14 protein-coding genes and 1 tRNA gene are annotated in these 22,648 nt (G+C 40.2%); 12 read left to right on the top strand and 3 right to left on the bottom strand.

Translation table 11 applies throughout. From position 1 onward, the window contains the following. Window positions 1-4 precede the first annotated feature (4 nt). The 7 genes from E2P86_RS12465 to E2P86_RS12435 all read left to right on the top strand — a co-directional run bounded on the left by E2P86_RS12465 (window position 5) and on the right by E2P86_RS12435 (window position 11,240). Window positions 5-1,423, top strand: a complete 1,419-nt coding sequence (locus E2P86_RS12465; RefSeq protein WP_085471333.1) for an APC family permease — start codon at window positions 5-7, stop codon at window positions 1,421-1,423. After that, window positions 1,416-3,656, top strand: coding sequence for a S9 family peptidase (locus E2P86_RS12460; RefSeq protein WP_085471334.1), 2,241 nt, complete (start codon window positions 1,416-1,418; stop codon window positions 3,654-3,656). Before E2P86_RS12465 ends, E2P86_RS12460 begins: the two co-directional genes overlap by 8 nt. Window positions 3,657-3,873: 217 nt before the next feature. Then, on the top strand, window positions 3,874-6,819 hold the full coding sequence (locus E2P86_RS12455; protein ID WP_134433400.1) for a SusC/RagA family TonB-linked outer membrane protein: 2,946 nt from the start codon (window positions 3,874-3,876) through the stop codon (window positions 6,817-6,819). A gap of 10 nt (window positions 6,820-6,829) precedes the next feature. After that, window positions 6,830-8,437, top strand: a complete 1,608-nt coding sequence (locus E2P86_RS12450; protein WP_206367968.1) for a RagB/SusD family nutrient uptake outer membrane protein — start codon at window positions 6,830-6,832, stop codon at window positions 8,435-8,437. A gap of 249 nt (window positions 8,438-8,686) precedes the next feature. Further along, window positions 8,687-8,759, top strand: a tRNA-Lys gene (locus tag E2P86_RS12445). A gap of 267 nt (window positions 8,760-9,026) precedes the next feature. Further along, entirely contained in the window at window positions 9,027-9,899 is an 873-nt protein-coding gene (locus E2P86_RS12440) for a helix-turn-helix domain-containing protein (protein WP_134433398.1), read from the top strand. Window positions 9,900-10,022: 123 nt separating this feature from the next. Continuing rightward, window positions 10,023-11,240, top strand: a complete 1,218-nt coding sequence (locus E2P86_RS12435) for a TCR/Tet family MFS transporter (protein ID WP_134433396.1) — start codon at window positions 10,023-10,025, stop codon at window positions 11,238-11,240. Between the two features lie 93 nt (window positions 11,241-11,333). On the opposite strand, the gene E2P86_RS12430 is transcribed toward E2P86_RS12435, so the two are convergent. Genes E2P86_RS12430 through E2P86_RS12420 form a run of 3 tightly spaced genes read right to left on the bottom strand, consistent with a single transcriptional unit; the run spans window position 11,334 to window position 16,176 of the window. Further along, the gene (locus E2P86_RS12430) at window positions 11,334-12,170 is read right to left on the bottom strand and encodes a DUF1835 domain-containing protein (RefSeq protein WP_134433394.1); all 837 of its coding nucleotides are present in this window, start codon (window positions 12,168-12,170) and stop codon (window positions 11,334-11,336) included. Window positions 12,171-12,216: 46 nt separating this feature from the next. Further along, complete coding sequence (locus tag E2P86_RS12425; protein WP_134433392.1) at window positions 12,217-15,024, bottom strand: hypothetical protein; 2,808 nt, start codon at window positions 15,022-15,024, stop codon at window positions 12,217-12,219. Window positions 15,025-15,027: 3 nt separating this feature from the next. After that, window positions 15,028-16,176 (bottom strand): 6-bladed beta-propeller, encoded by a 1,149-nt coding sequence (locus E2P86_RS12420; RefSeq protein WP_134433390.1) that lies wholly within the window; start codon window positions 16,174-16,176, stop codon window positions 15,028-15,030. 239 nt (window positions 16,177-16,415) lie between these two features. Between E2P86_RS12420 and E2P86_RS12415 the strand changes: the two genes are divergently transcribed. The 5 genes from E2P86_RS12415 to E2P86_RS12395 all read left to right on the top strand — a co-directional run bounded on the left by E2P86_RS12415 (window position 16,416) and on the right by E2P86_RS12395 (window position 22,482). Next, complete coding sequence (locus E2P86_RS12415) at window positions 16,416-16,985, top strand: TMEM175 family protein (RefSeq protein ID WP_134433388.1); 570 nt, start codon at window positions 16,416-16,418, stop codon at window positions 16,983-16,985. Between the two features lie 166 nt (window positions 16,986-17,151). After that, window positions 17,152-19,662: a carboxypeptidase-like regulatory domain-containing protein gene (locus E2P86_RS12410; protein ID WP_134433386.1), complete on the top strand. Its 2,511-nt coding sequence runs from the start codon at window positions 17,152-17,154 to the stop codon at window positions 19,660-19,662. A 29-nt stretch (window positions 19,663-19,691) separates the two neighbouring features. Further along, window positions 19,692-20,723: a sensor histidine kinase gene (locus E2P86_RS12405; protein ID WP_134433384.1), complete on the top strand. Its 1,032-nt coding sequence runs from the start codon at window positions 19,692-19,694 to the stop codon at window positions 20,721-20,723. Then, window positions 20,720-21,790 (top strand): sensor histidine kinase, encoded by a 1,071-nt coding sequence (locus E2P86_RS12400; RefSeq protein WP_134433382.1) that lies wholly within the window; start codon window positions 20,720-20,722, stop codon window positions 21,788-21,790. The genes E2P86_RS12405 and E2P86_RS12400 overlap by 4 nt, the downstream gene beginning before the upstream one ends. Next, window positions 21,775-22,482, top strand: a complete 708-nt coding sequence (locus E2P86_RS12395) for a LytR/AlgR family response regulator transcription factor (protein WP_134433380.1) — start codon at window positions 21,775-21,777, stop codon at window positions 22,480-22,482. The genes E2P86_RS12400 and E2P86_RS12395 overlap by 16 nt, the downstream gene beginning before the upstream one ends. Window positions 22,483-22,648 lie beyond the last annotated feature (166 nt).

Below are 22,648 nucleotides of genomic sequence, written 5' to 3'. Positions count from 1 at the left end.
AGCGATGGAGCAACCGAAACAGTCTTTTCAAAAATCGATGAGCCTACTTGATGCAACCATGTTGGTTGCTGGAAGTATGATTGGTTCCGGAATTTTTATCGTATCGGCGGATATCTCGAGGCATACAGGATCTGCCGGTTGGATGATGTTGATTTGGGTCATCTGTGGTTTTATGACATTGACCGCCGCTTTGACCTATGGTGAATTAAGTGCCATGTTCCCCAAAGCCGGTGGACAGTATGTATATCTTCGCGAAGCGTATAACCCGCTGGTTAGTTTCGTGTTTGGCTGGACCTTTTTTGCCGTCATTCAAACAGCAACCATTGCGGCGGTGGGTGTGGCATTTGCTAAATTTACAGCATATTTATTTCCTTCCCTTGATGAAGATGTCTACTTGCTCACCTTGGGGGATTATCAAATTTCTTCCGCACAGGTCGTGGCTATAGCGGTTATTACCTTATTGACCTTCATTAATTCCCGTGGTATCAATAGCGGTAAGCTCGTACAGACAACATTAACATTGATCAAAATAGCAAGCTTACTTCTGTTGATATTATTTGGTTTCTTAGCTTTTAAGCATGAAATATGGCATGTCAATTGGAATGCTGAGGATATGTGGAGCCTGCGGCGGTTGAATGTAGACGGAACCTATGAATCCTACAGTACCTTTGGTGCTTTTGGTGCCATTTCGGCGGCGATGGTGGGCGCTTTATTCAGTAGTGATTCGTGGCATTCATCCTCTTCAGTAGCCGGGGAGATTAAAAATCCGAAACGGAATATAGGACTTAGTCTGGCACTGGGGACGACCATTGTAACGGTAATTTATCTGTTAACCAATTTGATGTATACCGCTATTCTTGACCTACCGCAGATGGCAAGTGCCGCTAAAGACCGCGTAGCCATGAGCGCGGCGCAGGAGATTTTTGGGCCGTTTGGGATTACGATTATAGCCGTGATGATTATGGTCAGTACTTTTGGTTGTAATAACGGTATTATTCTCGCTGGTGCGCGTGTTTATTACTCGATGGCGCAAGATGGCTTGTTCTTTAAGAAAGTGGGCAACCTCAATAAAAATGCTGTTCCCGCCTATGGACTATGGCTACAGTGCGTCATCGCCTGTATGTGGTGCTTAAGTGGTAAATATGGTGATCTATTGGATATGATTACGTGCGTGGTAGTGGTGTTTTATGTCCTGGCAGTAGCCGGTGTTATCCGTCTGCGCTATACGCGTCCGGATTTGGAGCGTCCCTATAAAGCTTTTGGGTATCCCTATCTACCTATTATCTATATCCTGATGGGAATCGCGTTTATTGTACTTATGTTAATCTATAAGCCAGATTATACCGTGCCGGGGATTCTCATCACGTTGGCTGGGGTGCCGATTTTTTATTTTGTGAATAGTAAAGTTAAAAAGAATGTTTAGAACAAGATTTAATATCCTATTGTGTTTAGCCCTTTCTGTGGCACAGGGTTTCGCACAGGGAACCGTTGATGACTATAAGCGAGCAAAGGATTTGCGTGGATTAATTAGTAATAAGGTATACCATGCACCTTCGCAAATTAAATGGAACGAGTCGGGAGATTTGTTGTGGTACGAAAAGAATACAGTACATGGAAAAGAGTTTGTTTTGGTGGATACAAAAAGCAAGACAAAATCGGAATTGTTCCAAGTGACGGAGGTCGTTGAGGCCTTGAAGAGCGATTTAAAAAAAGATATTGACCCACGTAGTATTGGGGGCGACCGTATCAAAGTAATTGACCGATCCACTGTCGAATTGGAGGCTGAGGGATCGGTATGGTCATGGGATCGATCTACTAAAAAAATAACAAAAAAAGAAGGAGCCCGGGATAACCGTCGAGGTGGATATTGGGGACAGCGTTATGATGATAGCAAAGGAGAGCCGGTAGAATCACCCGATAAGTCTCGCGTGGCTTTTATCAAAAACAGTAATCTTTATGTAGCGCCAAAAGGAAATTTAAAAGCCGAACGACAACTCACTTTTGACGGTAGTCCGGGGGAGTATTATGCGGCGCATATCCAGTGGTCGCCAGATGGAAAAAAAATTGCTGCCAGTAAAGTTCGTAAAGCAGAAGTGCGGATCTTGACTTTGCTGGAATCTTCTCCAGGAGATCAATTACAGCCGAAATTACAAACACGGGATTATCCAAAACCAGGAGATGCTTTGTCACAATATTATCCGGTTATCTATAACCTGGAAAGCAATCAGTTATTTGCTTGTCCTACATGGCTGATCGAAAACCAGTTTTCCATTGGACGCCTCGAGTGGCGAAAAGATAGCCGAGCGTTAACTTTTGAATATAACAAGCGGGGGCATCAGCAATATGCTGTTGTGGAGCTCGATGCGACACAGGGGCGTAGCCGTTATTTGATTAATGAGACCAATAAAACCTTTATTGATTATAGCGGAAAGCGGTACCGCGAAGATCTGCAAGATGGCAAAGAGATAATCTGGGCTTCGGAGCGCGATGGATGGAATCACCTGTACCGTTACGATGGAACAACAGGAGCTGTTATAAATCAGATCACAAAAGGAGAGTGGGTTGTTCGTAAAGTGGTTCATGTGGATGAAACACGTAAAGAAATTATTTTTGAAGGAAGCGGCAAAAATAAAGACCAAGACCCTTATTTTATTCAGTACTATAGTATTGGTTTTGATGGTCAAAATCTACGCGAATTAACACGGGAGAATGGTAATCATACCGCATATTTTAACAACGATCATAGCTATTTTGTAGATACCTATTCACGGATCGACGAGGCACCGACTACGGTGTTGAGAGACCGCTCTGGAAAGGTAATTATAGATTTAGAAAAAGCCGATGATCAAGCGTTGAAAGCTACGGGCTGGAAAGCCCCCGAAGTGTTTACTGCAAAGGCACGTGATGGTAAATCCGATATTTGGGGTATAATTATTCGTCCGACGAACTTCGATCCGCAGAAGAAATACCCTGTAATTGAATATATCTACGCCGGACCACACAGCTCTTTTGTTCCGAAAACATTTATTCCAAACCCGAGTGGGATGCAAGAGTTGGCAGAGCTTGGTTTTATCGTTGTACAAATCGATGGAATGGGAACATCTAATCGTTCGAAGGCCTTTCAGGATGTATGTTGGAAAAATCTGAAAGACGCCGGCTTTCCCGATCGTATCCTGTGGATGAAAGATGCAGCCAAGAAATATCCGTATATGGATTTAGAGAAAGTTGGTATTTATGGTACATCAGCAGGAGGTCAAAGTTCGACAGCGGCTCTATTATTTCACCCAGAGTTTTATAAAGTAGGTGTCTCATCGTGCGGATGCCACGATAACCGGATGGATAAAATTTGGTGGAATGAACAGTGGATGGGGTGGCCGATTGGTCCCGAGTATGCAGCTTGTTCCAATATTGATAACGCCGATAAATTGCAAGGTAAGCTGATGCTTATTGTTGGTGAATTAGATGACAATGTCGACCCAGCATCGACCTACCAGCTCACCAACGCGTTGATAAAAGCAAATAAAGAACATGAGCTTATTATGGTTCCTGGAATGGGGCACTCCTCCGGTGGAGATTATGGTGAAAAAAAGCGTCGCGATTTCTTTGTTAAAAATCTCTTAGAGGTTAATCCCCCTGCCTGGAACGCTATACCATAAGAATAAATTTTATGCGATTAGGGTTTAAATAACCGGATACATTTTTAGTTTAGTTTGAAGTCAAGAGGTCTTGCGATATACGTAAGGCCTCTTTTTTTTGATGTCTCCACGGTGAATAAATGGTTAAGAATTGGTAAAGGTTTGTTAAAATAAGTGTTATTATAACATTTAATAAAAAATAACTTAGTTGTTATAAATTACCAGATTTAAACCAAGCATGAAAAAAATTATTTCGTACCTATTGCTAACCTGTCTTTTAATGACGGGCCTGTATGCACAGGAGCGTATTCTATTGAAAGGAAAGGTGCTCAACCCACTTGGGGAGGGCATTCCGGGAGCAACGTTACAGCTCCAAGGCACAAATCAGAAACAATCATCAGAAAACGATGGATCCTTTTCTCTGAGCTACCAAAAGGGAGCCAGTTTATTGGTCACAGCTGTTGGCTACGCCTCCAAAACGATCGTACTGACAACAGAGTCATCCTTAACCATTAACTTATCCGTTTTTTCGGAAGCCATTGATGAAGTCGTCGTCGTCGGTTACGGTACCCAAAAGAAGGGCGAGGTGACTAGCGCAATTGCAAGTGTAAAAGCAGAGGATTTTACACAAGGTGCTGTAAAAGATGCGGGTCAGCTCATTCAAGGTAAAGTAGCCGGGTTACGGATTACAACTCCGAATGGAGATCCCAATTCGTCTTCGCAAATTAACCTTCGGGGCTTAAATTCTATTAATGGTTCACAAGATCCATTGGTTATTATCGACGGAATCCCAGGAAGCCTGAATACGGTGGCACCGGAAGATATAGAATCAATAGATGTCTTGAAAGATGGTTCGGCTGCGGCGATCTATGGTACACGCGCAACAAGCGGTGTGATCTTGATCACCACGCGTAAGAATAGATCCAACGATAATCGTACTTCTATCGAGTATAACAACTACGCCAACCTACAGACGTTATTCCGTAAACCGGATATGATGACAGCGGATGACTATAAGCGGCTGATTGGGGAGGGCGTAAAATATACCGATTTAGGAAGCTCAACGAATTGGATTGATGAAGTCACCCAGAACCCATTCAGTCATAACCACAATGTGACCCTTTTTGGTGGTAATGCACGAACAAACTTTACGGGCTCGGTCAATTATAGAGACTGGGAAGGTGTATTATTGAAAAGTGGACAGGAACGTCTCAATATACGTGCGGATCTAAACCACGAAATGTTTGATGGGAAGCTTCGCACCAATATGCAGGTTATTAATCGGAGTACCACAGCTAAGCAGGGTGGTTCGTCGGATTATATGTGGCGCCAAGCGATTATCCGGAACCCTACAGATCGTGTATTTAACGATCAAGGAAAATGGCAAGAGAATAATGCGTATATGTACGATAATCCCTTAGGTATGATCCACGAGACGGTAAATGATCGTATTTTTCGCGAAACCCGAATGAATGGATCCTTGGAGTATCGACCGATTCAGGACTTGAGTTTAAAGATGTTGTTATCACGTGTACAGCAGAACGATCTATACGGAAACTCGACCTCCTTTGATCATGTGAATACAACAAAAAATAACCTGAATGGAACAGCCTCGCGGAGTACATCGGCGATGGTTGAAAACCTGATGGAGCTAACGGCAAATTACAATAAGACGTTTGGTCTTCATAAACTCGGTGTTTTAGGTGGTTATAGTTGGCAGGATAATACAGCAGAGAACTTCTATGCTTACAATTTTGACTTCCCAACGGATAATTACAGTTATAATAAATTAGAGTCAGGGATGGCGCTTCAACGCGGAATGGCGTCGATGACCAGTGGAAAGAGTCAATGGAAACTAGCGGGTTTCTTTGCGCGCGCGACGTATAGCTATAAGGAGCGGTATATGGCGATGGCGAGTATTCGTAGAGAGGGATCCTCAACATTTGGAGAGAACAATAAGTGGGGAAATTTTCCAGCTATTTCACTAGGTTGGGATATGGCGAAGGAACCTTTTATGGAAGAGGTCAAAGCCATTAATCAATTGAAGTTACGTGCCGGATTTGGGGTAACAGGAACGATTGCTTCTTCTTCGTATATGTCGCAAACGAGTTATAATTTTGACCGTGGCCAGGGCGCATATATCAATGGTAAATGGGTTCCTGGATTTGTACCGGTACGAAATTTCAACCCCGATCTGAAATGGGAAAAGAAGCATGAATATAATGTCGGGTTAGACTTTAGTATGCTTAATAATCGTGTTTATGGTTCGGTAGATTATTACTCCCGTCGTATAAAAGACCTTTTGTATCAGTTCAGCGTTCCTTCACCACCTTATTTGTATTCGAGCATGATGTTGAATGCCGGAGAAATGAGTAACAGTGGTGTGGAGGTCTTGATCAATGTCGATGCCGTGCGGAAAGAAAATTTCAAATGGAAGACAGGACTTACCTTTTCTACAAACAAAAATAAGCTGATTAATCTTTCGAACGATGCATTTAATGTAACGGTACCTTTCTTTGAAGCAGGATATACAGGGGAGCCTATTCAGATTGCGACACACAGGGTGGAGGTAGGACGTTCCATTGGTGACTTTTATGTTTGGAAGACCGTTGGTGTTGATGATAATGGAAAGTGGCTGGTAGAAAGTAAGACCGGAGAAGCGGTAACCATGGCGGATGCGACACCGGATGATCGTCAGTATTATGGAAATGGTATCCCGGACTTTAACTTGGGTTGGAATAACAGCTTTAACTATAAGAATATTGACTTTAGTTTCACCCTACGGGGGGCTTTTGGGCACCAAGTTCTGAATATGACCCGCATGTATTATGAAAACCCAATCAATAAAGCTTACAATGCACTAAAGACGGCTTATGACCCTGTTTATGGTAAAACGTTGAATAATGACTTGGTGTATGTCTCGCACTATATTGAGGATGCTGACTTTGTGAAATTGGATAATGTGACCTTAGGCTATAGTTTTAAACCGCAGGCGATAAAGGGCATAAATCGTTTGCGTTTATATGTTTCCGGATTGAACCTGATGACCATTACAGGGTATAAAGGACTGGATCCGGAGGCGACAAGCTACTCGGGGGATTTCACTTTTGCACCAGGTATTGAACACCGGGATCGTTACCCGACGACACGGACATTTACGGCAGGTCTGAACGTTACATTTTAATCTTGAAATTATGTCTAGAAATAATAAATATATATGGATGACAGCGCTTGTAGGATTTGGGCTGCTATCTTTTAACTCCTGTACGGATCTTTCCGAAGAAGTATTCTCGGAAGTGCTCGAGAAGGAATATCAACCACAAGAGCGTGATTTGCCGACAATTTTAGCACCGGTTTATGCGTCCTTTAGAAACCTGATGTTTGGCTGGCAAGGGTATTTTGACTTACAAGAAGAATCGGCGGATCATATTATCACGCCTGTACGCCCGAATGGTTGGGACGATGCCGGGACATATCGACGGATGCACCAGCATACCTGGACCACTATACAGTGGCAGCCTTACAATACCTGGCAGCAAGCATATTCCAGTATAACGAAGGCGAATCGGGTCATTATGCAGATTGAAGACGGTACTTTACCGCTTCCGGAAAGCGTGGGTAAATCGGCAATTGCAGAGCTGCGTGCCGCTCGTGCATTAGCCTATTACCTGCTGTTGGATAACCATGGCAATGTCCCTATTGTTACGGACTACCGTGACGTTAGTCTTCCAGAACAAAAAACGCGTAAGGAAGTGTATGATTTCGTTGTGAATGAGTTGACAACCGTTATCCCGCTTTTATCGAATGAAGTAGGCAGTATGTACGGTCGTATGAATGTATGGGCAGCCCGTGCGCTGCTGGCAAAAGTTTATTTAAATTCTGAAGTTTACGTCGGTGTATCGTCGTGGGATAAGGTGATTGGTCTGACAGATGATATTATCAATGCAAATAAATATCGCTTGGATACAGAATACAAGAGTGTCTTTTCTCCAACGAATCAAAATTCACCTGAGATCATCTTTTCTGTTCCCTACGACGAAGTGTATGGACAGGGGAGCCAAATACATATGAAGACCCTAGATCCACTTAGTCGATTGGTGTATAATATGGCTGCTGGTCCTTGGGGCGGTAATTGCGCTGTACCACAGTTTATCGATAGCTACGACAAGGAAGACCAAAGACTCTACGACAGTTGGATTCAGGGACCACAGTACCATGCCACAACAGGGGAACTTGTGATAACGTACGAAAAAGCTGTTCCAGGGATTGGTGGAGACGGCACCATCGCTGCTTCTAATGCGGGGTATCGTATTGGTAAGTATGAGATAAAGAAAGGAGCGACTAACAATTTGGATAACGATTATCCGATGTTTAGGTATGCCGATGTGCTATTGATGAAAGCGGAAGCCTTGCTTCGTACAGGGCGTGAAGGTGATGCCGCAGTTTTAGTGAGCCAAGTGCGTGAACGTGCCTTCAGGGCGAATCCGACAAAAGCTACGGTTTCGGGCGCGGACCTTCTTGCGGGAAGTAAATACAATTATGGATTACAGAACAAAGATGGTAGTGTTGCGGGCACAAATGGGGGACAGGATATTAAGTATGGACGCTTCTTGGATGAACTTGGCTGGGAATTTACGGCGGAGGCACATCGACGCCAAGATATTATTCGTTTTGGTGTCTTTCAGACGAAGTCTTGGTTCAATCATGCACCACATGCGAACGCACAAAGTCGCACCTTGTTTCCTATTCCAAATGATGAAATCAATAAAAATCCGAAATTAAAACAAAACACAGGCTACTAATGTGTGGTGCTTTTACGTACATATACCTTAAAAAGTATCATTTTTAAAACAAATGTGTCCCTCTCGACGTCTAATATTGGGAGGGACACATATTATGTCGTTAATCAATCGAAAAATAATTCCCTATAACAGAGGTTATTCGCAATAAACTTCAAAAAAAAGTACGCTAGGGTTTGCATTTTAAAAGGATTTACCTACCTTTGCATCACTCCAAACAACGAAGGATACTTCGAAAAAAGAAAGAGTAAAGATTCCGTAGCTCAGCTGGTAGAGCAATACACTTTTAATGTATGGGTCCTGGGTTCGAATCCCAGCGGGATCACAAAAAAGCAACTTCACAAGAGTTGCTTTTTTTTTGTTTTAATCCCGTGGGATGAGAACCCAAGGGTTCGATTCGTGAAGGCTCAGGGTTTGTGTTGGGGGCTGTGGGGCTGAGCCACTCCCAGCGGGATCACAAAAAAGCAACTTGACAAGAGTTGCTTTTTTTGTTTTAATCCCATGGGATGAGAACCCAAGGGTTCGATTCGTGAAGGCTCAGGTTCAAAAATTTTAAAGTGAGTTATAAAATATTATTTTTTGATATTTGTACATGGCTCTATTTATAACTTTAGATAACGTCTATGAATTGTATAATCTTGATCCTTCGAAAAAGACGGAAGGGATAATTGTTCTGAGTCAACAAAATGACCCCAAGAAGAAATATACAACGCATAGTCGCCTATTTGAAGGTTTATTACTAGGCTTCATGGTAAAAGGATCCATGAAATCCCAAATCCACTTTTTAGAGTATGAAATAAATGCCGGTGATATCGCTATTTTACAACCACAATTAATGATTGATACAAAGTCATTGAGTGAAGATGCCGAAATAGTAACTATTGGTCTTTCGTTAGATTTTATTACAGAATTTCCCATTCTACGTGAGTTTGTAATGAATAATCAAATTAGATGGCAGCCCATTATCAGACTTCAACTCGAAGACATCAAGCTCCAGAATGAACTATTAACCCTTATACAAAATTTCTATCATAAAAAACCAAGTCCTAATAAGACCCAAATGCTAAAGCATCTTGTTATGGTTTTAATTAGTATGATTTCTGAAGTATATTCTAATTTACCGAATAGCAAAAGCTTCGTGAAAAACCGTACACATGAAATCATAGACGATTTCTATCTGCTAATTTCAAAGCATGCTAACCAACAAAGAAGTGTTGCATTTTATGCTGAAAAGCTACATTTAACACCACAATATCTTTCTACTTTCCTAAAACAGAAAACTGGAAAATCTGCATTACAGTGGATTGATCATATCACCATTCTGCATGCTAAAACATTATTGAAATCTTCTAATTTTTCGATTAAGGAAATTAGTAATGCGCTTCATTTTGAAGAAACAAGTGTCTTTAGCAGATATTTTAGAAGAATAGCAGGAGTGTCGCCAAAAACGTATAGAAACGAATAATAATGTAATACGTTTATGTATCTTAAGTATTTACAGATTGCTGCGGATTAGCAGCTTTCAAATTGTACGTAAACACCATCAAATTGTCAACCCCTTGTTTTTATCGCTGTTTAATTTTACAGCATGAAAAAAACAGGTAAAAAGGCAGCTATTGGATTTATATTTATCACGTTGTTGATCGATATAACAGGTTGGGGAATTATACTTCCTGTCGTTCCTAAGCTCATTGGAGAACTTATTCATAGTGACCTTAGTGAAGCGGCAAAATATGGAGGTTGGCTCGGTTTCGCTTATGCAATTACGCAGTTTATATGTGCACCTATAATAGGTAATCTAAGCGATAAATATGGACGACGGCCTATTATTTTAATCTCTCTTTTTGGATTTGCTATTGACTATATACTATTAGCACTTGCACCTTCTATCGGTTGGTTGTTTTTCGGAAGAGTCATTGCAGGGCTTACTGGAGCAAGTATTTCAACAGCCAGTGCATATATAGCTGACATATCCACGGACGAAGATAGAACTAAAAATTTCGGCTTAATTGGTGCTGCTTTTGGATTGGGCTTTATTATTGGTCCGGTAATGGGTGGTTTGCTAGGACAATATGGAGCCCGGGTTCCTTTCTACGTTGCTGCTGTATTATGTATGGTGAATTTTCTTTACGGACTATTTATACTACCAGAAAGTTTGGCAAAAGACAAACGTCGGGCATTCAATTGGAAACGTGCAAACCCTATCGGAACATTTATCTTTCTGAGAAAACAATCAAAGATATCAAACCTTGTTGTTGCTTTAATTTTGGTCTATGTCGCTCTTCATGCTGTGCAGAGCAACTGGCATTTCTTTACCATGTATAAATTTAATTGGACAGAACGAACCGTAGGTTTATCACTTGGTCTACTTGGATTATTGATTGGATTAGTGCAGGGAGTTCTAATACGATGGACAACCCCAAAATTGGGAGAACAGAAAAGTGTATATTTCGGCTTGTTATTCTATGCCCTGGGATTAATGCTATTTGCATTCACTAATCAAGGTTGGATGATGTTTGTTTTCCTGATCCCGTATTCTTTAGGCGGAATCTGCGGACCGGCACTGCAATCCATAATCAGTAAAAATATTCCTTCAAATAAACAAGGGGAACTTCAGGGAGCCTTAGCAAGTATAGTGAGTGCTACCTCTATTATTGGTCCTCCGGTTATGACAAACATATTCTATTATTTTACGCACGATAAAGCGCCCTTTGAATTTTCAGGAGCCCCCTTTTTTCTGGCATCTATTTTAATGTCTATTAGCGCGGTTATTGTATATTTTGCTTTTCAACGGAAAAGTAAATGACTTTTATGACAAGGTTTACATCTCCATTTATTCCATACAGAAAGACTAAAACGGAAACCATCAAATTAGTTCTCTTTCTTCAAAGGGGTAGGTCTACCTGTATTTTACATCAAATATTGTTTCTCTTCTGTCGGTACCTTCCTGTGCGTATTGAATTTCAATTTTACCCATTTTTCCTAATTGTCTCAATCTATAATAGAGAAAAAGATCACCTATACCACAGCCAAAACCATAATGATTCCAAAGCTCAAAAAGGGTGTAAGCCACAACATATGAAGATGTTTGTACTGTTTCCTTGCAATTGTTTATTAAAAATTGATCCAAAAAGGTTTCATCTCCAGATACATAGTTCATTGATTTGCCAAAAATACGGACAAATGATTGTTCCTTACCAATTTGTTCCCAAAGTGAAGCGTAATAAGTTTTATCATTGATGTTTAGCTCTTCAAAGTATTTTGATACTCCTTGAACATGCTCTGCCTTCATCATTTGAATAGAATGAAATTCGGTTTCCATGCCCTTGTCATTTGTGAAAATTGTCTTAGTAAGATTTAACTTGAAGACTGGAATAGCTACTTCCTTAAGGTAGTGAAGTATTCTGGCAGTAAGAATTATTTCATCAGTATTATGGCCAAGCCATAAGTAGATATTATCATAATTGTCACTTTTATCAATTGCATTTTTTACGTTATTTGTTTCATCAAGTATGTAATTAACCTCATCCTCTTTCAGTTTTGTTGCTCCTATTTTATCCCACCATAGGTTTCTATATTCGCTAGATTTTTTATCATAGAGATCGTATAATGGACCTAAGGAAAGGGAGTCATGCAATACTAATATCTCGGATCGCTCAGGGTCAATTTGTTCACTTTGCATTAATAGATTCTTGCTGTGCAATCCAAAGATTATATGTAAATCTTTTTGTCTCATATTAAGTATGTTTATATGATAAATTTTTCTTTACTATAATTTATACTTATTTCCCAAATTTACGCGGCATATAGCTCAAGCTAATCATGTAGTACTGTGTCAAGATGTTTCGATACCCCGTAGTAAACTCTGTTACCCCATCATTAAAGTAGAATCCTTTATTTTGACGTAATAAATCTAACGCTTCGAACTTCAACTCCAGATTATTGCCTTTAAGCATTCTATAAGTCGTATTGGCATTCCAAATAACAGCATGATTATCCTGAAATTTAGAAAAATTAGATCGATTGTCCACGCTGGTATTTACGGTCCAACGTTTAGTTACCTGGTAGGCCATAGCTAGCCCCGAATTCCATGTAGAGGAGGAATAGTCGTTTTTGGCATCGGTAGCCAATTTATCATGACGCTTATAAAAGTTCAGGTCATTTTTCCAGCCTACCTGAAATTTATTCAGAATGGTATAGTAGGTGCTCATATTACTGCCAATACGACGATTTATCATCTCTTGCATATGTCCATCCACAAACTGATACTTGTTGCCCCAATTGCCATTAACTGACATATTAAGCGTAAGCGTCTGACCTTTTTTTATAAAGAAAGGCTTCGATAGATAGGTCGTGAAAGTGAGGACATACATGTCGTTAGGAACCTGAACGGTATAATTTTGTTGTTCATTCTCCGCGTATACCAAACTGTCCGTTAATCCATTTTTATAAAGGCGATAACCAATATTATAATTTAAAGATAAAGCATGCTGACGCTCTTGGTTGTAGTATCCATTATAACTGATGTAATGAACACCTGTTGCCTTAATTGGGTTAATAGCGCCATAGAACCGGTAACCAGGATTGATGTCATCATAAATAGGACGCAATTGCTGTAGGTTGGCATATTCTTCATTGTAGTTGTATCGCAGATTATGTGAAGAATAAAATTTGCCCATTTTACTATAGCTATAGTTAAGAGCCAGCGAACCTAAAACACTGTTAAATCGTTGCGCTAAGTTACGGTAATCCAGTGTAGAGATATTTTTGTTGCGGAAGAAGCGTGTACCGATGGATGTTTCAAGATTCAGATTATAATAGTAGCGGCCGTTTAAATATTTATTTTTTAACGTTTTGTAAAACTCTAAGCTAGGCTCATATTGTGTCTGTCTAAATCTCGAATCATGGGAGAGACTGTTGTTTTGCAACAGGGTAGTACCTACTAAATCATTGACCAAACTGTTTTCTTCCCTGGTATTGAAATTAATCCGATTTCTTATTCCAAACGTTTTATGTCGAATCAAAAGATTGCCGTTAAAATACTGGTTTGACTGTTCATTATTATATCTCCTTTCCGACTTTTTGTCCAGGGACGAATCGGTAAAGTTTACATAATCGCCTAACTTATAAGAATCGGCACGCTCATTATTGAAATTACCATCGACTTGAAGATGAACACGCATATGATCCATAAAAGAGAGTTGGCTCTTGCCATTGATCATATAGTTTGGTTTGGCCTCCAGTTGGATGCTACCATTGAAGTTTAATCCCTTTCGCCAGGTTTCATCCGTATTGTTAAGATTATTAGAAGATTGGTTATTGAGGTAATTATATGTTGTCAGACTACTATTGCGGTTATCGTTTTTTGAATTTTCCATCCATACGTTTCCTGAATACATACTATTCCGCTTTCCTTGATTATAGGTGAAATCTGTATGCTGATAGTTGAAACTTCCATTTTGGACACGCCAGTCCTGCTCACTCGTGGAAGAGTAAGACCGCGAATTGCGATCTGCACTTTCTGGGTTTAGCAAGATCGTACTCGATTCATTTTCATTGTTATTTCTATTCCAGCGCGCCGTAATATTTCCGGTAGCAATATGTTGGTTATTGGGTGTTGCGGAACCTTTAAAATCATATTGATACCGACCCCCAACAACATGTTGTTCTAAAATACCTTGCCGTAAAAAGTCTGGAGCAAAGTCCGCATTAATACCAATTCCTTTAAACGTCGTATTCTTTAGGAGCTGATCGATATTAGCGAGATCTTTATTAATGTTGCTGCCGGAATAAGCAACGGTGGTTTGTGCTTTCTTGTGTGACTTATTTATATTCATGGAGGATTGATAACGCTCATCCGTACCGTACCCTCCACCAATATTTCCGAAAATCATATTTTCTTTTCCCTCTTTTAGCACGACATTCATTTCCAGTTTTTTGCCTTCAGGATCGTTCTCTTTATCTTCCCGGCTTCTCTTATCGTATACCTGAAGTTTATTCACTGCTTTCTTATCTATATTCTGTAAGGCGATGGCCATATCTGCACCGAAGAATGGTTTCCCATTCACCAATATCGTGGGCACTGGCCGACCGTTATAGGTTACCGCTCCATCACCCCAGACAACAATACCGGGAAGCTTATTTAGTAGATCCTCCACCACAGCGTTGGAGTCTAGTTCAAAGGCATCTGCATTAAACTCTATAGTATCTCCATTCATACGTACCGGTGGTACCATCTCAATGGCTTCAATTTCGTTGACAGACTGCTTCATATTGAACTTCCCGAAATCTTTCTTCTCGTTAGCCGTTAGTTGAAAATCAATGCGTAGCTTATCGTAGCCCAGGAGCGACAGTTCCAAAATCAGGGGCTTTCCGGAGGCGGAACCTAGGATTTCAAACTTGCCATAGCGATCGGTTAGTGTAACTTTATCAACCGCCTTCTTTCCTTGTTCATATACCGATACGGTTGCGGACTCCAGTACACGGTTGTATGTCGAATCGATGAGTGTACCTGTAATCTTGGTCTGTGAAATTGCATGTAAGCACAACCCTAAAGAGATTAGGACGAGAAAAATAGATTTTATATTCATCAATTAATTGAGCTTGAAGCGTACAAGGATGGGGTTTAAGGATTTTTCTAATTTAGCATACTCATTCCGCATGCTGTGTCCTTCATTTCTGGATTTATCCTTGGCTCGCGGAATAGCATTAGGATAGATGATGCTATATAGATATTCACCGTCTGTTGTCAGCGTGTTTCTATCCAGGAATTCCAAGAAATCATTTGACACATCGGGCAGAATTTTATTTAAACTTATAATTTCTCCACGATTTATATCGTAGGCAACCCAAGCTGCTAACTTCAGGCTTCCAATTTGCAGGATAAGGTAGTTTTTGTAAAGAAGAGGTTGCCCTACGCCGTAAACTTTTTCTTGATTCTTATTTAAATACTCGAAAAGCTTTTGCCCACTTTTGTACACTTGGAAATTTGACGTATCTATCGTATTCTTTAGTGGAAATAGAAACTGATGGATTTTTGATATTCCATCGGGCGACAATTCGAAAAAATTATAGGTCGTTGGAAAAATGGCAAAGGCTTTTGTGTCCGAAATCTTAACCAGTGGTGTTCCTTGAGAAAAGATATTGCTAACCGTATCCCGTGTATCATAGCGTACTAAAATCTGATCGTTCATCTTTAGTGCAAATTCTGGGAAGGAATCTTTTTTAACTTCGGTCCGACCATAGGTATAGGTCGTTTCTCCCAATGTTACGATCGGCCGTTCCGTCTTATATTTGTAATCGATATCTTTTTCCAAAATATTTCCGTCAAAGTCAAGTGTCGCCTTCAGCAGTTCACCGAAAAGAATCAGCTTATTACCTTCTCTTTGCACACCGTAGAAAACTCTTTTATCTTTTGGTTTATAACCATCTATTTTTGATATTCTTTTTATGAGGTTTCCTTTTTCATCATAGAGAAACAAATGACCATTTTCATTATTCACAATAGCGATTCGTTCTTTGGTAAAAACAGAACTAGCGATATAGTCTATAACATCGTTTTTGGTTCCACCTAATGGAATATACGTTAAATCTGTTAGGTTCTCAGAGACGGTCCCTCCACGTAATTGTTCAATGATAATGCGGAACTTCTGTATCGGGATACTGGGGTCATGTATTAGTCGCTGCGCATAACAAGCAAGAGTTGACAGCAATAACAAGGTAATTAGTAAGTTTCTTTTCATTTGGTTAATCTTGCTCTAAAATAATTAAAAATAACATAATTCACATATAGGGGAATATTTATTTTAACCTACTTATTCGTAGTAACTTATGCGTGTAAGAGAAAAAAATCAAACAGGCTATTCTTTACCCGAAAATAGTTCTATTTTTATTCCTGTCAACAGCACTGCTTTTCATTCTAGGAAATACCCACTGTTGCAAATAATTACATATTGAACAACTGTCAATTAAACTAATGCATATGAATACCGCTAGAATGGAAGCTTTTAGTGATGGCGTGATCGCAGTAATCATCACCATCATGGTCCTCGAACTGAAGGTGCCAGAGTCTACCGATTGGAAAGCTCTTTACAGTCTTCACCCTAAATTTATCAGTTATGTCCTCAGTTTTTTGTATGTCGGACTCTACTGGAACAACCACCATCACATGCTGCATTACCTACATAAAGTCAATGGTGGCATACTATGGAGTAACCTCTTTTTTCTATTCTGTTTATCGTTGATCCCTTTTGGAACCGCTTGGATGGGGGAGCACCATTTCGTTGAACGAACAACCCTGTTTTATGGAATCTTACTCATCATGGTCGCAATCGCCTATGCAAACTTGTCTTACCGTATAAAAAAACAAGAAGGAAAAGGGTCTGAATTCTCATTAGCGATAGGTAACAGCATCAAAGAGAAAGCCTCCATTATCCTGTATTTGATCGGTATAATAAGCTCCTTTTACTACCCGTATTTAGCGTTGGTGTTCTATTATATCGTAGCCATGATATGGATCATACCAGACAGAAGATTGGAAAAGAAGGAGTAAACATAATCTTCTTGTAGCAGTCAGCCCCGTCCGAAACGACGATATTCTACAGGTATAGTTAGACTAAAAAGCAGTTTCTGTCGCAGAAAGGGGATATTCTGTCTCATCTTTCTGTGGCATGTTTCGTCACGCTCTAGTTTTGTCTTATCAATTAGATAAAAACGAAATGAAGAATCAAGAAACGGTCGAAAAGATAGCAGCCCTATCAGAAGTATCTATTTCCGATTGCGAGAAAGTGTTGGACGCGCTAGAGAAGGTCCTCAGTGAGCAGTTATCCAAAAAGAAAGGAGTCCGACATCTATTCCACGCACTATATAACCTTATGCGTGCATGCAAGAACCGAATGTCGATAATTCTGCTCCTGCTATGGGGGGCGCCGTTAGCCTACAGTCAGGCACAGGTAACGCAGAACATTAGAGGTGTTGTAACAGATCGCGTATCGGCAGAACCTATATCATTTGTGTCTTTGAAGGTGGTGGAGCATCCCAGTATCGGCGGACAAACAGATCTTCAGGGACATTTTATACTACAAAATATACCGGTCGGTCGGTACAGTATTCAGGTCTCATCCGTCGGTTATAAACCCACAATTGTTCAAGAAATTTTATTAAGCTCTACGAAGGAGGTATTTCTAGAAGTAACCATGGATCCCAGTGAATTGGCGATAAAAGATGTGACTGTCGTTTCCGTTAGCAGCAAAGAACAAGTCTCTAATAAAATGGCGTTAACGGGCGGACGATCCTTACGCGTGGAGGAAGCAAGTCGGTACGCGGGAGGGATGGATGATCCGGCCCGTTTGTTGAGCTCCTTTGCCGGTATATCCCCGAGCGTCGGAAACAACGGTTTGTCGGTTCATGGCAATGCACCCAGCCTGCTCCAGTGGCGATTGGAAGGCGTGGAAATACCCAATCCAAATCACTTTGCCGATATAGCCACCTTAGGTGGAGGTGTTTTATCCGCTTTAAGTGCCAATGTTTTAGGTAAATCCGACTTCTATACCGGCGCTTTTCCTGCCGAATATAGTAATGCCGTATCCGGTGTGTTTGATATGAAGATGCGCAATGGAAATAATCGCCATTTCGAACATACCTTTCAAATGGGGCTATTGGGGTTAGACTTCGCTTCCGAAGGCCCACTCCGTAAGAATTGTGATGCTTCTTATCTTTTTAATTATCGCTATTCGACCACCGGATTGATGAATAAAATGAGTGCTGGCCAGACCAAAGATCAACTGCTGGATTATCAGGACTTGAATTTCAAACTGAACTTCCCGAGTAAAAAAGGAAATACATTTTCTATTTGGGGAACAGGGTTGGTTGATAAGTTTTTAACCCAAGAAGAAGATCCGGAAAAATGGAAGTATATCGATGATAGTAAATTTTCGGAAATGAAACAAACTTCAGGAACCGCCGGCATTAGTCATCGGTATAATTTTAAGAATGGTGGGGTTCTACAAAGCACGATGGCTTCTGTTTACACGAAGAATAAAGCACAGGAAAATTACTACAAAGACGCCAATACGACGACGCCGTACCTCGATTTGGATAATCGATACCTCAACCTGATCTTGACAACGGCATTCGATAAAAAGTACAGCGCAACGCACACCAATAAAAGTGGAGTCACGCTGACACATATGGACTACACAATGAACTTAGGACTATCGCCTTTTATAGGTGAAAATCTAGAAACCATTTCGAAAGGAAAAGGCAATACCAATCTGATCTCTGCATACAGTAGTTCCTTGTTTACGTTAAGCAATAGCGTGTCCGCTACTTTAGGCGTAAACAGTCAGGTTCTTAGCTTAAATGGTCAATGGACAGTAGAACCCCGCGTTTCGGTGAGATGGCAATCATCGCCAAAAAACACGTTGGCACTGGCTTACGGTTTACACAGCCGAATGGAAAAGATGGATGTGTACTATGTCCAGGATAAACATACGGGAGAGCAGCTGAACAAGGACCTTGATTTCACAAAAACACATCACTTAACCTTGTCCTATCAGTATAAAATAGCGGACAATATGAACCTTAAAGTTGAACCGTACTTTCAGCATCTATTCGATCTACCGGTTATAGCAGATAGCTCTTACTCGGTACTTAACCGCAGTTTGTTCTATGTCGAAGATGCCTTGGTGAATGAAGGAAAAGGACGGAATTATGGATTAGATGTAACGTTGGAGAAATACCTCACCAAAGGATATTATTATATGCTGACGGCCTCCGTGTTCGACTCCAAATATAGGGGAGGGAATGGTGTGTGGTTCAATACCAAATATAACAGGCGTTTTGTTGTGAATGGATTAGTCGGTAAAGAATGGATGTTGGGTGTTCAAAAGAGAAATCTGCTGAGTGTCAATTTAAAGCTAACCTATCAAGGTGGTAATCGATATACACCCGTTGATGAATCGGCTTCACTCCATCATGTGGACAAAGAAATCCAATACGACGAAACGAATGCTTATGCTCGGCAGTTCGCACCGATGTTGCTTGCTAATTACGCGATAAGCTATCGGATGAACAGAACAAACCGATCGCATGAATTTGCTGTGAAATGGTTAAACGCGAGTCGCACCAAAGAGTATTATGAACATGCGTACAATGTGAAAAATAATAGGATCGAAGCAAAAAAACAGGCCACTTCATTGTTCAATATATTATATAGGATCGATTTTTAATGTAATTTTAGTGCAATTCTGCGGAAATTATGCATCAAAGTAAATTCTATCGTTTGATTGTCGATCCCGAATATCGAATAGGCCGACATTTGTTCTTTATCGTTACGTTGGGGATCATCACGTTCAATCAAGTATTCATTGGGTATCAGGAATCCCTTGCTCATTTGGGCGGTAAAATATATCTGATTGGTTTGCTATCATTCGCTACTTATTTACTAACCACATACGTTAATTACTTCGTTTTAATACCAAAGTTTTTGCTTCGTGAGCGGTATGTAACTTACGTCCTATCTTCTGTGATTTTTGTATTTCTGCTGTTGTGTGTAGGGATATCGATGGAATATAGCATACGGACATTTTTGGGATTAAGCCATCGCATAATCTCATACACCAATCCTCTTATCTTGGTTGATAGTTTATCTGCCTCGGCTATTACCATTATTTGCTTTTGGAGTATGTGTGCCGTCACCTTATTCCGTAAATGGAATACCATGAATGCGCATATCATGGCGTTGGAATATAAGTACCTGGAATCAGAAGTAAACAAGCTAAAAGGGCAGGTGTCACCGGTTATTCTATCTAAAGCATTACAGAAAGCCGCTTATCTAGCGAATTCCGATGCACATAAATCCTCCCAAATACTCATGCAACTGGGGCAGCTATTACGCTACCAGTTGTATGAGTGTGACCGGGAAAAGGTATTTCTCCATTCCGAGATCACGTTTATTAAACAATTCTTAGAGTTGAAAAAATTGATTACTGATGATCCTTTTGACTACCACTTGGAAGTAAAAGGAAATACAAATAAGGCAATCATTTCTCCTTTACTCGTGATTGTCTTGTTGCAATCTATTTTGGTACAGGCGGAAGTAAAGCAGCTGGATGTGGTTATCGAAGCCGTAAATAAGAATATCGTGTTTCAGTGTAAATTTACCGATCGTATTACCTTGGCGGATGAAAATAGACAAGATGTAATGGAAAAGCTCGATACGCTCTATCCAGATTTATATGCCTTGACAGTTTATGGAGGAAGCATAGAACTTAAATTAGAGGTGGTATGATGGATGTGAAGGTTGAACATAATAAAGGGATTCCTTTCTTGACATCGGATGCCTATCGTATCCATAGACACCTTTTTTTACAAGGCATTATACTGCTGATTACTATAGGGGTGTTTTTCGATACACCGGACACGCTAAATCTATCCGTTAACCGTTTCTGGGGTTGGCTTACCTATTACCTCTTTATGAATATGCTCGTGTTTGTTAACGTGTACGTCTTGTTTCCTTATTTTTTGGCAAAAGATAAAATAGTGCCCTATGTTTTGTCGGTCGTGTTATTCACCTTTTTTGCGCTATTAATCTTGATGGTTTTACAGGATCAATTTTATGATATTGCGGTCACCCGACAAGAACCGAGCGCGTTGGCAATCTTTCTGAGTTTATCCTCTTCTTTTTTGGCCATTCTGTTGTTTATGGGAGGGATGTCGGCTGTCTTGCTATTTAAGCCGATCATGTACAGCCGTATAAAAAAGCAAGAATTGCAAAAAGTAGCAAGTGAATCGGAGCTCAAGTTTTTGAAGAGTCAGATTAACCCACACTTTCTTTTCAATACCATCAATAACGCCAATATTTTGGTGGAGGATGAGCCGGAGATGGCACGACATATTTTGACTAAATTAGATGACTTATTGCGGTTTCAGTTGACAGATGGTTTTAAAGATAAAGTTCGTTTAACTGATGATATCCGTTTGCTGATTGATTACCTCGAGCTCGAGAAAGTAAGAAGAGACCACTTTGAATTTACAGTCGAGATGGACGGCGCATTAGACCATATTGTCGTTGCACCTTTATTGTTTATTCCATTTGTTGAAAACGCAGTTAAACATAACCTCGATAGTAATGGGGCTTCCTATGTTAAGTTGAACTTTAAGGTAGAAAATGAGACGCTCGTTTTTACCTGTGAGAATTCAAAGCCTCAGCGCCCCGTTCCGCAGAAAGTCGGAGGGATAGGGTTGGTGAACATAGTCCGTAGGTTGAATTTACTATATGCGAATACATACACGCTGGAGAAAATAGAAACAGCGCAAAATTATACCGTAAAATTGAAATTATGCAGTGTATCATAGTTGATGACGAACCTATAGCACGTAAGGGGATAAAAAGATTGGTCGATGAGATCGCGCCATTGGAGTTGTTAGATAGTTTTAATAACACGGAATCAGCAAGTCTTTTTTTGAAAGACACAAAGGTTGATCTAATCTTTCTGGATATCAATATGCCAGGAATGAATGGGCTTGAATTTGCTCGGACGATTCCGGATACCACCCTGGTTATCTTTACAACAGCCTATTCGGAATATGCAGTAGACAGCTATGAACTAGATGCTTTGGACTATTTGGTTAAACCAATTGATGCCGCTCGATTCCGTAAAGCGGTAGAAAAAGCGATTGCGTACCATGCGCTTTTATTGGGTGAGGAGAATAAAAATATAGAGAAAATAGCAGAGAACCACATTTTTGTAAAGTCCGATCGACGGTTTTTTAAAATTAAGCTGGCAGATATTCTTTTTATAGAGGCGCTGAAGGACTATATAATCCTGCAGTTGGACGACCGACAGATTATTACGCGCATGACCATAAAGTGTATGTATGATAGCCTACCCAAAACCGCTTTTATTCGGGTTAATCGTTCTTTTATTGTGAATAAAGAGAAAGTAGACTCCTTTGATCATCGGGACGTATTTATTAAAAAATATGAAATTGCAATCGGCAGTTCCTACCATGATGACTTTTTTATGAAGATGATGGGAGAGGTTTAAAATCAGCTACATACAGTTTATGTTGGGGAACCATTGAAAAAAGAAGCACTTCCTCCATGTTTTTCTTTAAAATAACTCTTTTTGAAAATAATATACTAAATTTATGTTTTATGGTTGGGTATTGTTTTGTTTATACTCGATTTTATAAAAGATTTATTGCTTTTTT

Origin of the sequence: Sphingobacterium psychroaquaticum, assembly GCF_004421025.1 — a bacterium.
In the GTDB taxonomy this organism is placed as follows: domain Bacteria; phylum Bacteroidota; class Bacteroidia; order Sphingobacteriales; family Sphingobacteriaceae; genus Sphingobacterium; species Sphingobacterium psychroaquaticum.
Note: the sequence above shows the minus strand (reverse complement) of the source record. Positions and strands in the feature narration are given on the sequence as shown.

Coding starts and splice junctions, on each gene's coding strand:
- E2P86_RS12420 (WP_134433390.1), bottom strand. CDS start 16,176: ATGAAAAGAAACTTACTAATTACCTTGTTATTGCTGTCAACTCTTGCT.
- E2P86_RS12425 (WP_134433392.1), bottom strand. CDS start 15,024: ATGAATATAAAATCTATTTTTCTCGTCCTAATCTCTTTAGGGTTGTGC.
- E2P86_RS12405 (WP_134433384.1), top strand. CDS start 19,692: ATGCATCAAAGTAAATTCTATCGTTTGATTGTCGATCCCGAATATCGA.
- E2P86_RS12460 (WP_085471334.1), top strand. CDS start 1,416: ATGTTTAGAACAAGATTTAATATCCTATTGTGTTTAGCCCTTTCTGTG.
- E2P86_RS12430 (WP_134433394.1), bottom strand. CDS start 12,170: ATGAGACAAAAAGATTTACATATAATCTTTGGATTGCACAGCAAGAAT.
- E2P86_RS12400 (WP_134433382.1), top strand. CDS start 20,720: ATGATGGATGTGAAGGTTGAACATAATAAAGGGATTCCTTTCTTGACA.
- E2P86_RS12465 (WP_085471333.1), top strand. CDS start 5: ATGGAGCAACCGAAACAGTCTTTTCAAAAATCGATGAGCCTACTTGAT.
- E2P86_RS12450 (WP_206367968.1), top strand. CDS start 6,830: ATGTCTAGAAATAATAAATATATATGGATGACAGCGCTTGTAGGATTT.
- E2P86_RS12395 (WP_134433380.1), top strand. CDS start 21,775: ATGCAGTGTATCATAGTTGATGACGAACCTATAGCACGTAAGGGGATA.
- E2P86_RS12440 (WP_134433398.1), top strand. CDS start 9,027: ATGGCTCTATTTATAACTTTAGATAACGTCTATGAATTGTATAATCTT.
- E2P86_RS12415 (WP_134433388.1), top strand. CDS start 16,416: ATGAATACCGCTAGAATGGAAGCTTTTAGTGATGGCGTGATCGCAGTA.
- E2P86_RS12435 (WP_134433396.1), top strand. CDS start 10,023: ATGAAAAAAACAGGTAAAAAGGCAGCTATTGGATTTATATTTATCACG.
- E2P86_RS12410 (WP_134433386.1), top strand. CDS start 17,152: ATGAAGAATCAAGAAACGGTCGAAAAGATAGCAGCCCTATCAGAAGTA.
- E2P86_RS12455 (WP_134433400.1), top strand. CDS start 3,874: ATGAAAAAAATTATTTCGTACCTATTGCTAACCTGTCTTTTAATGACG.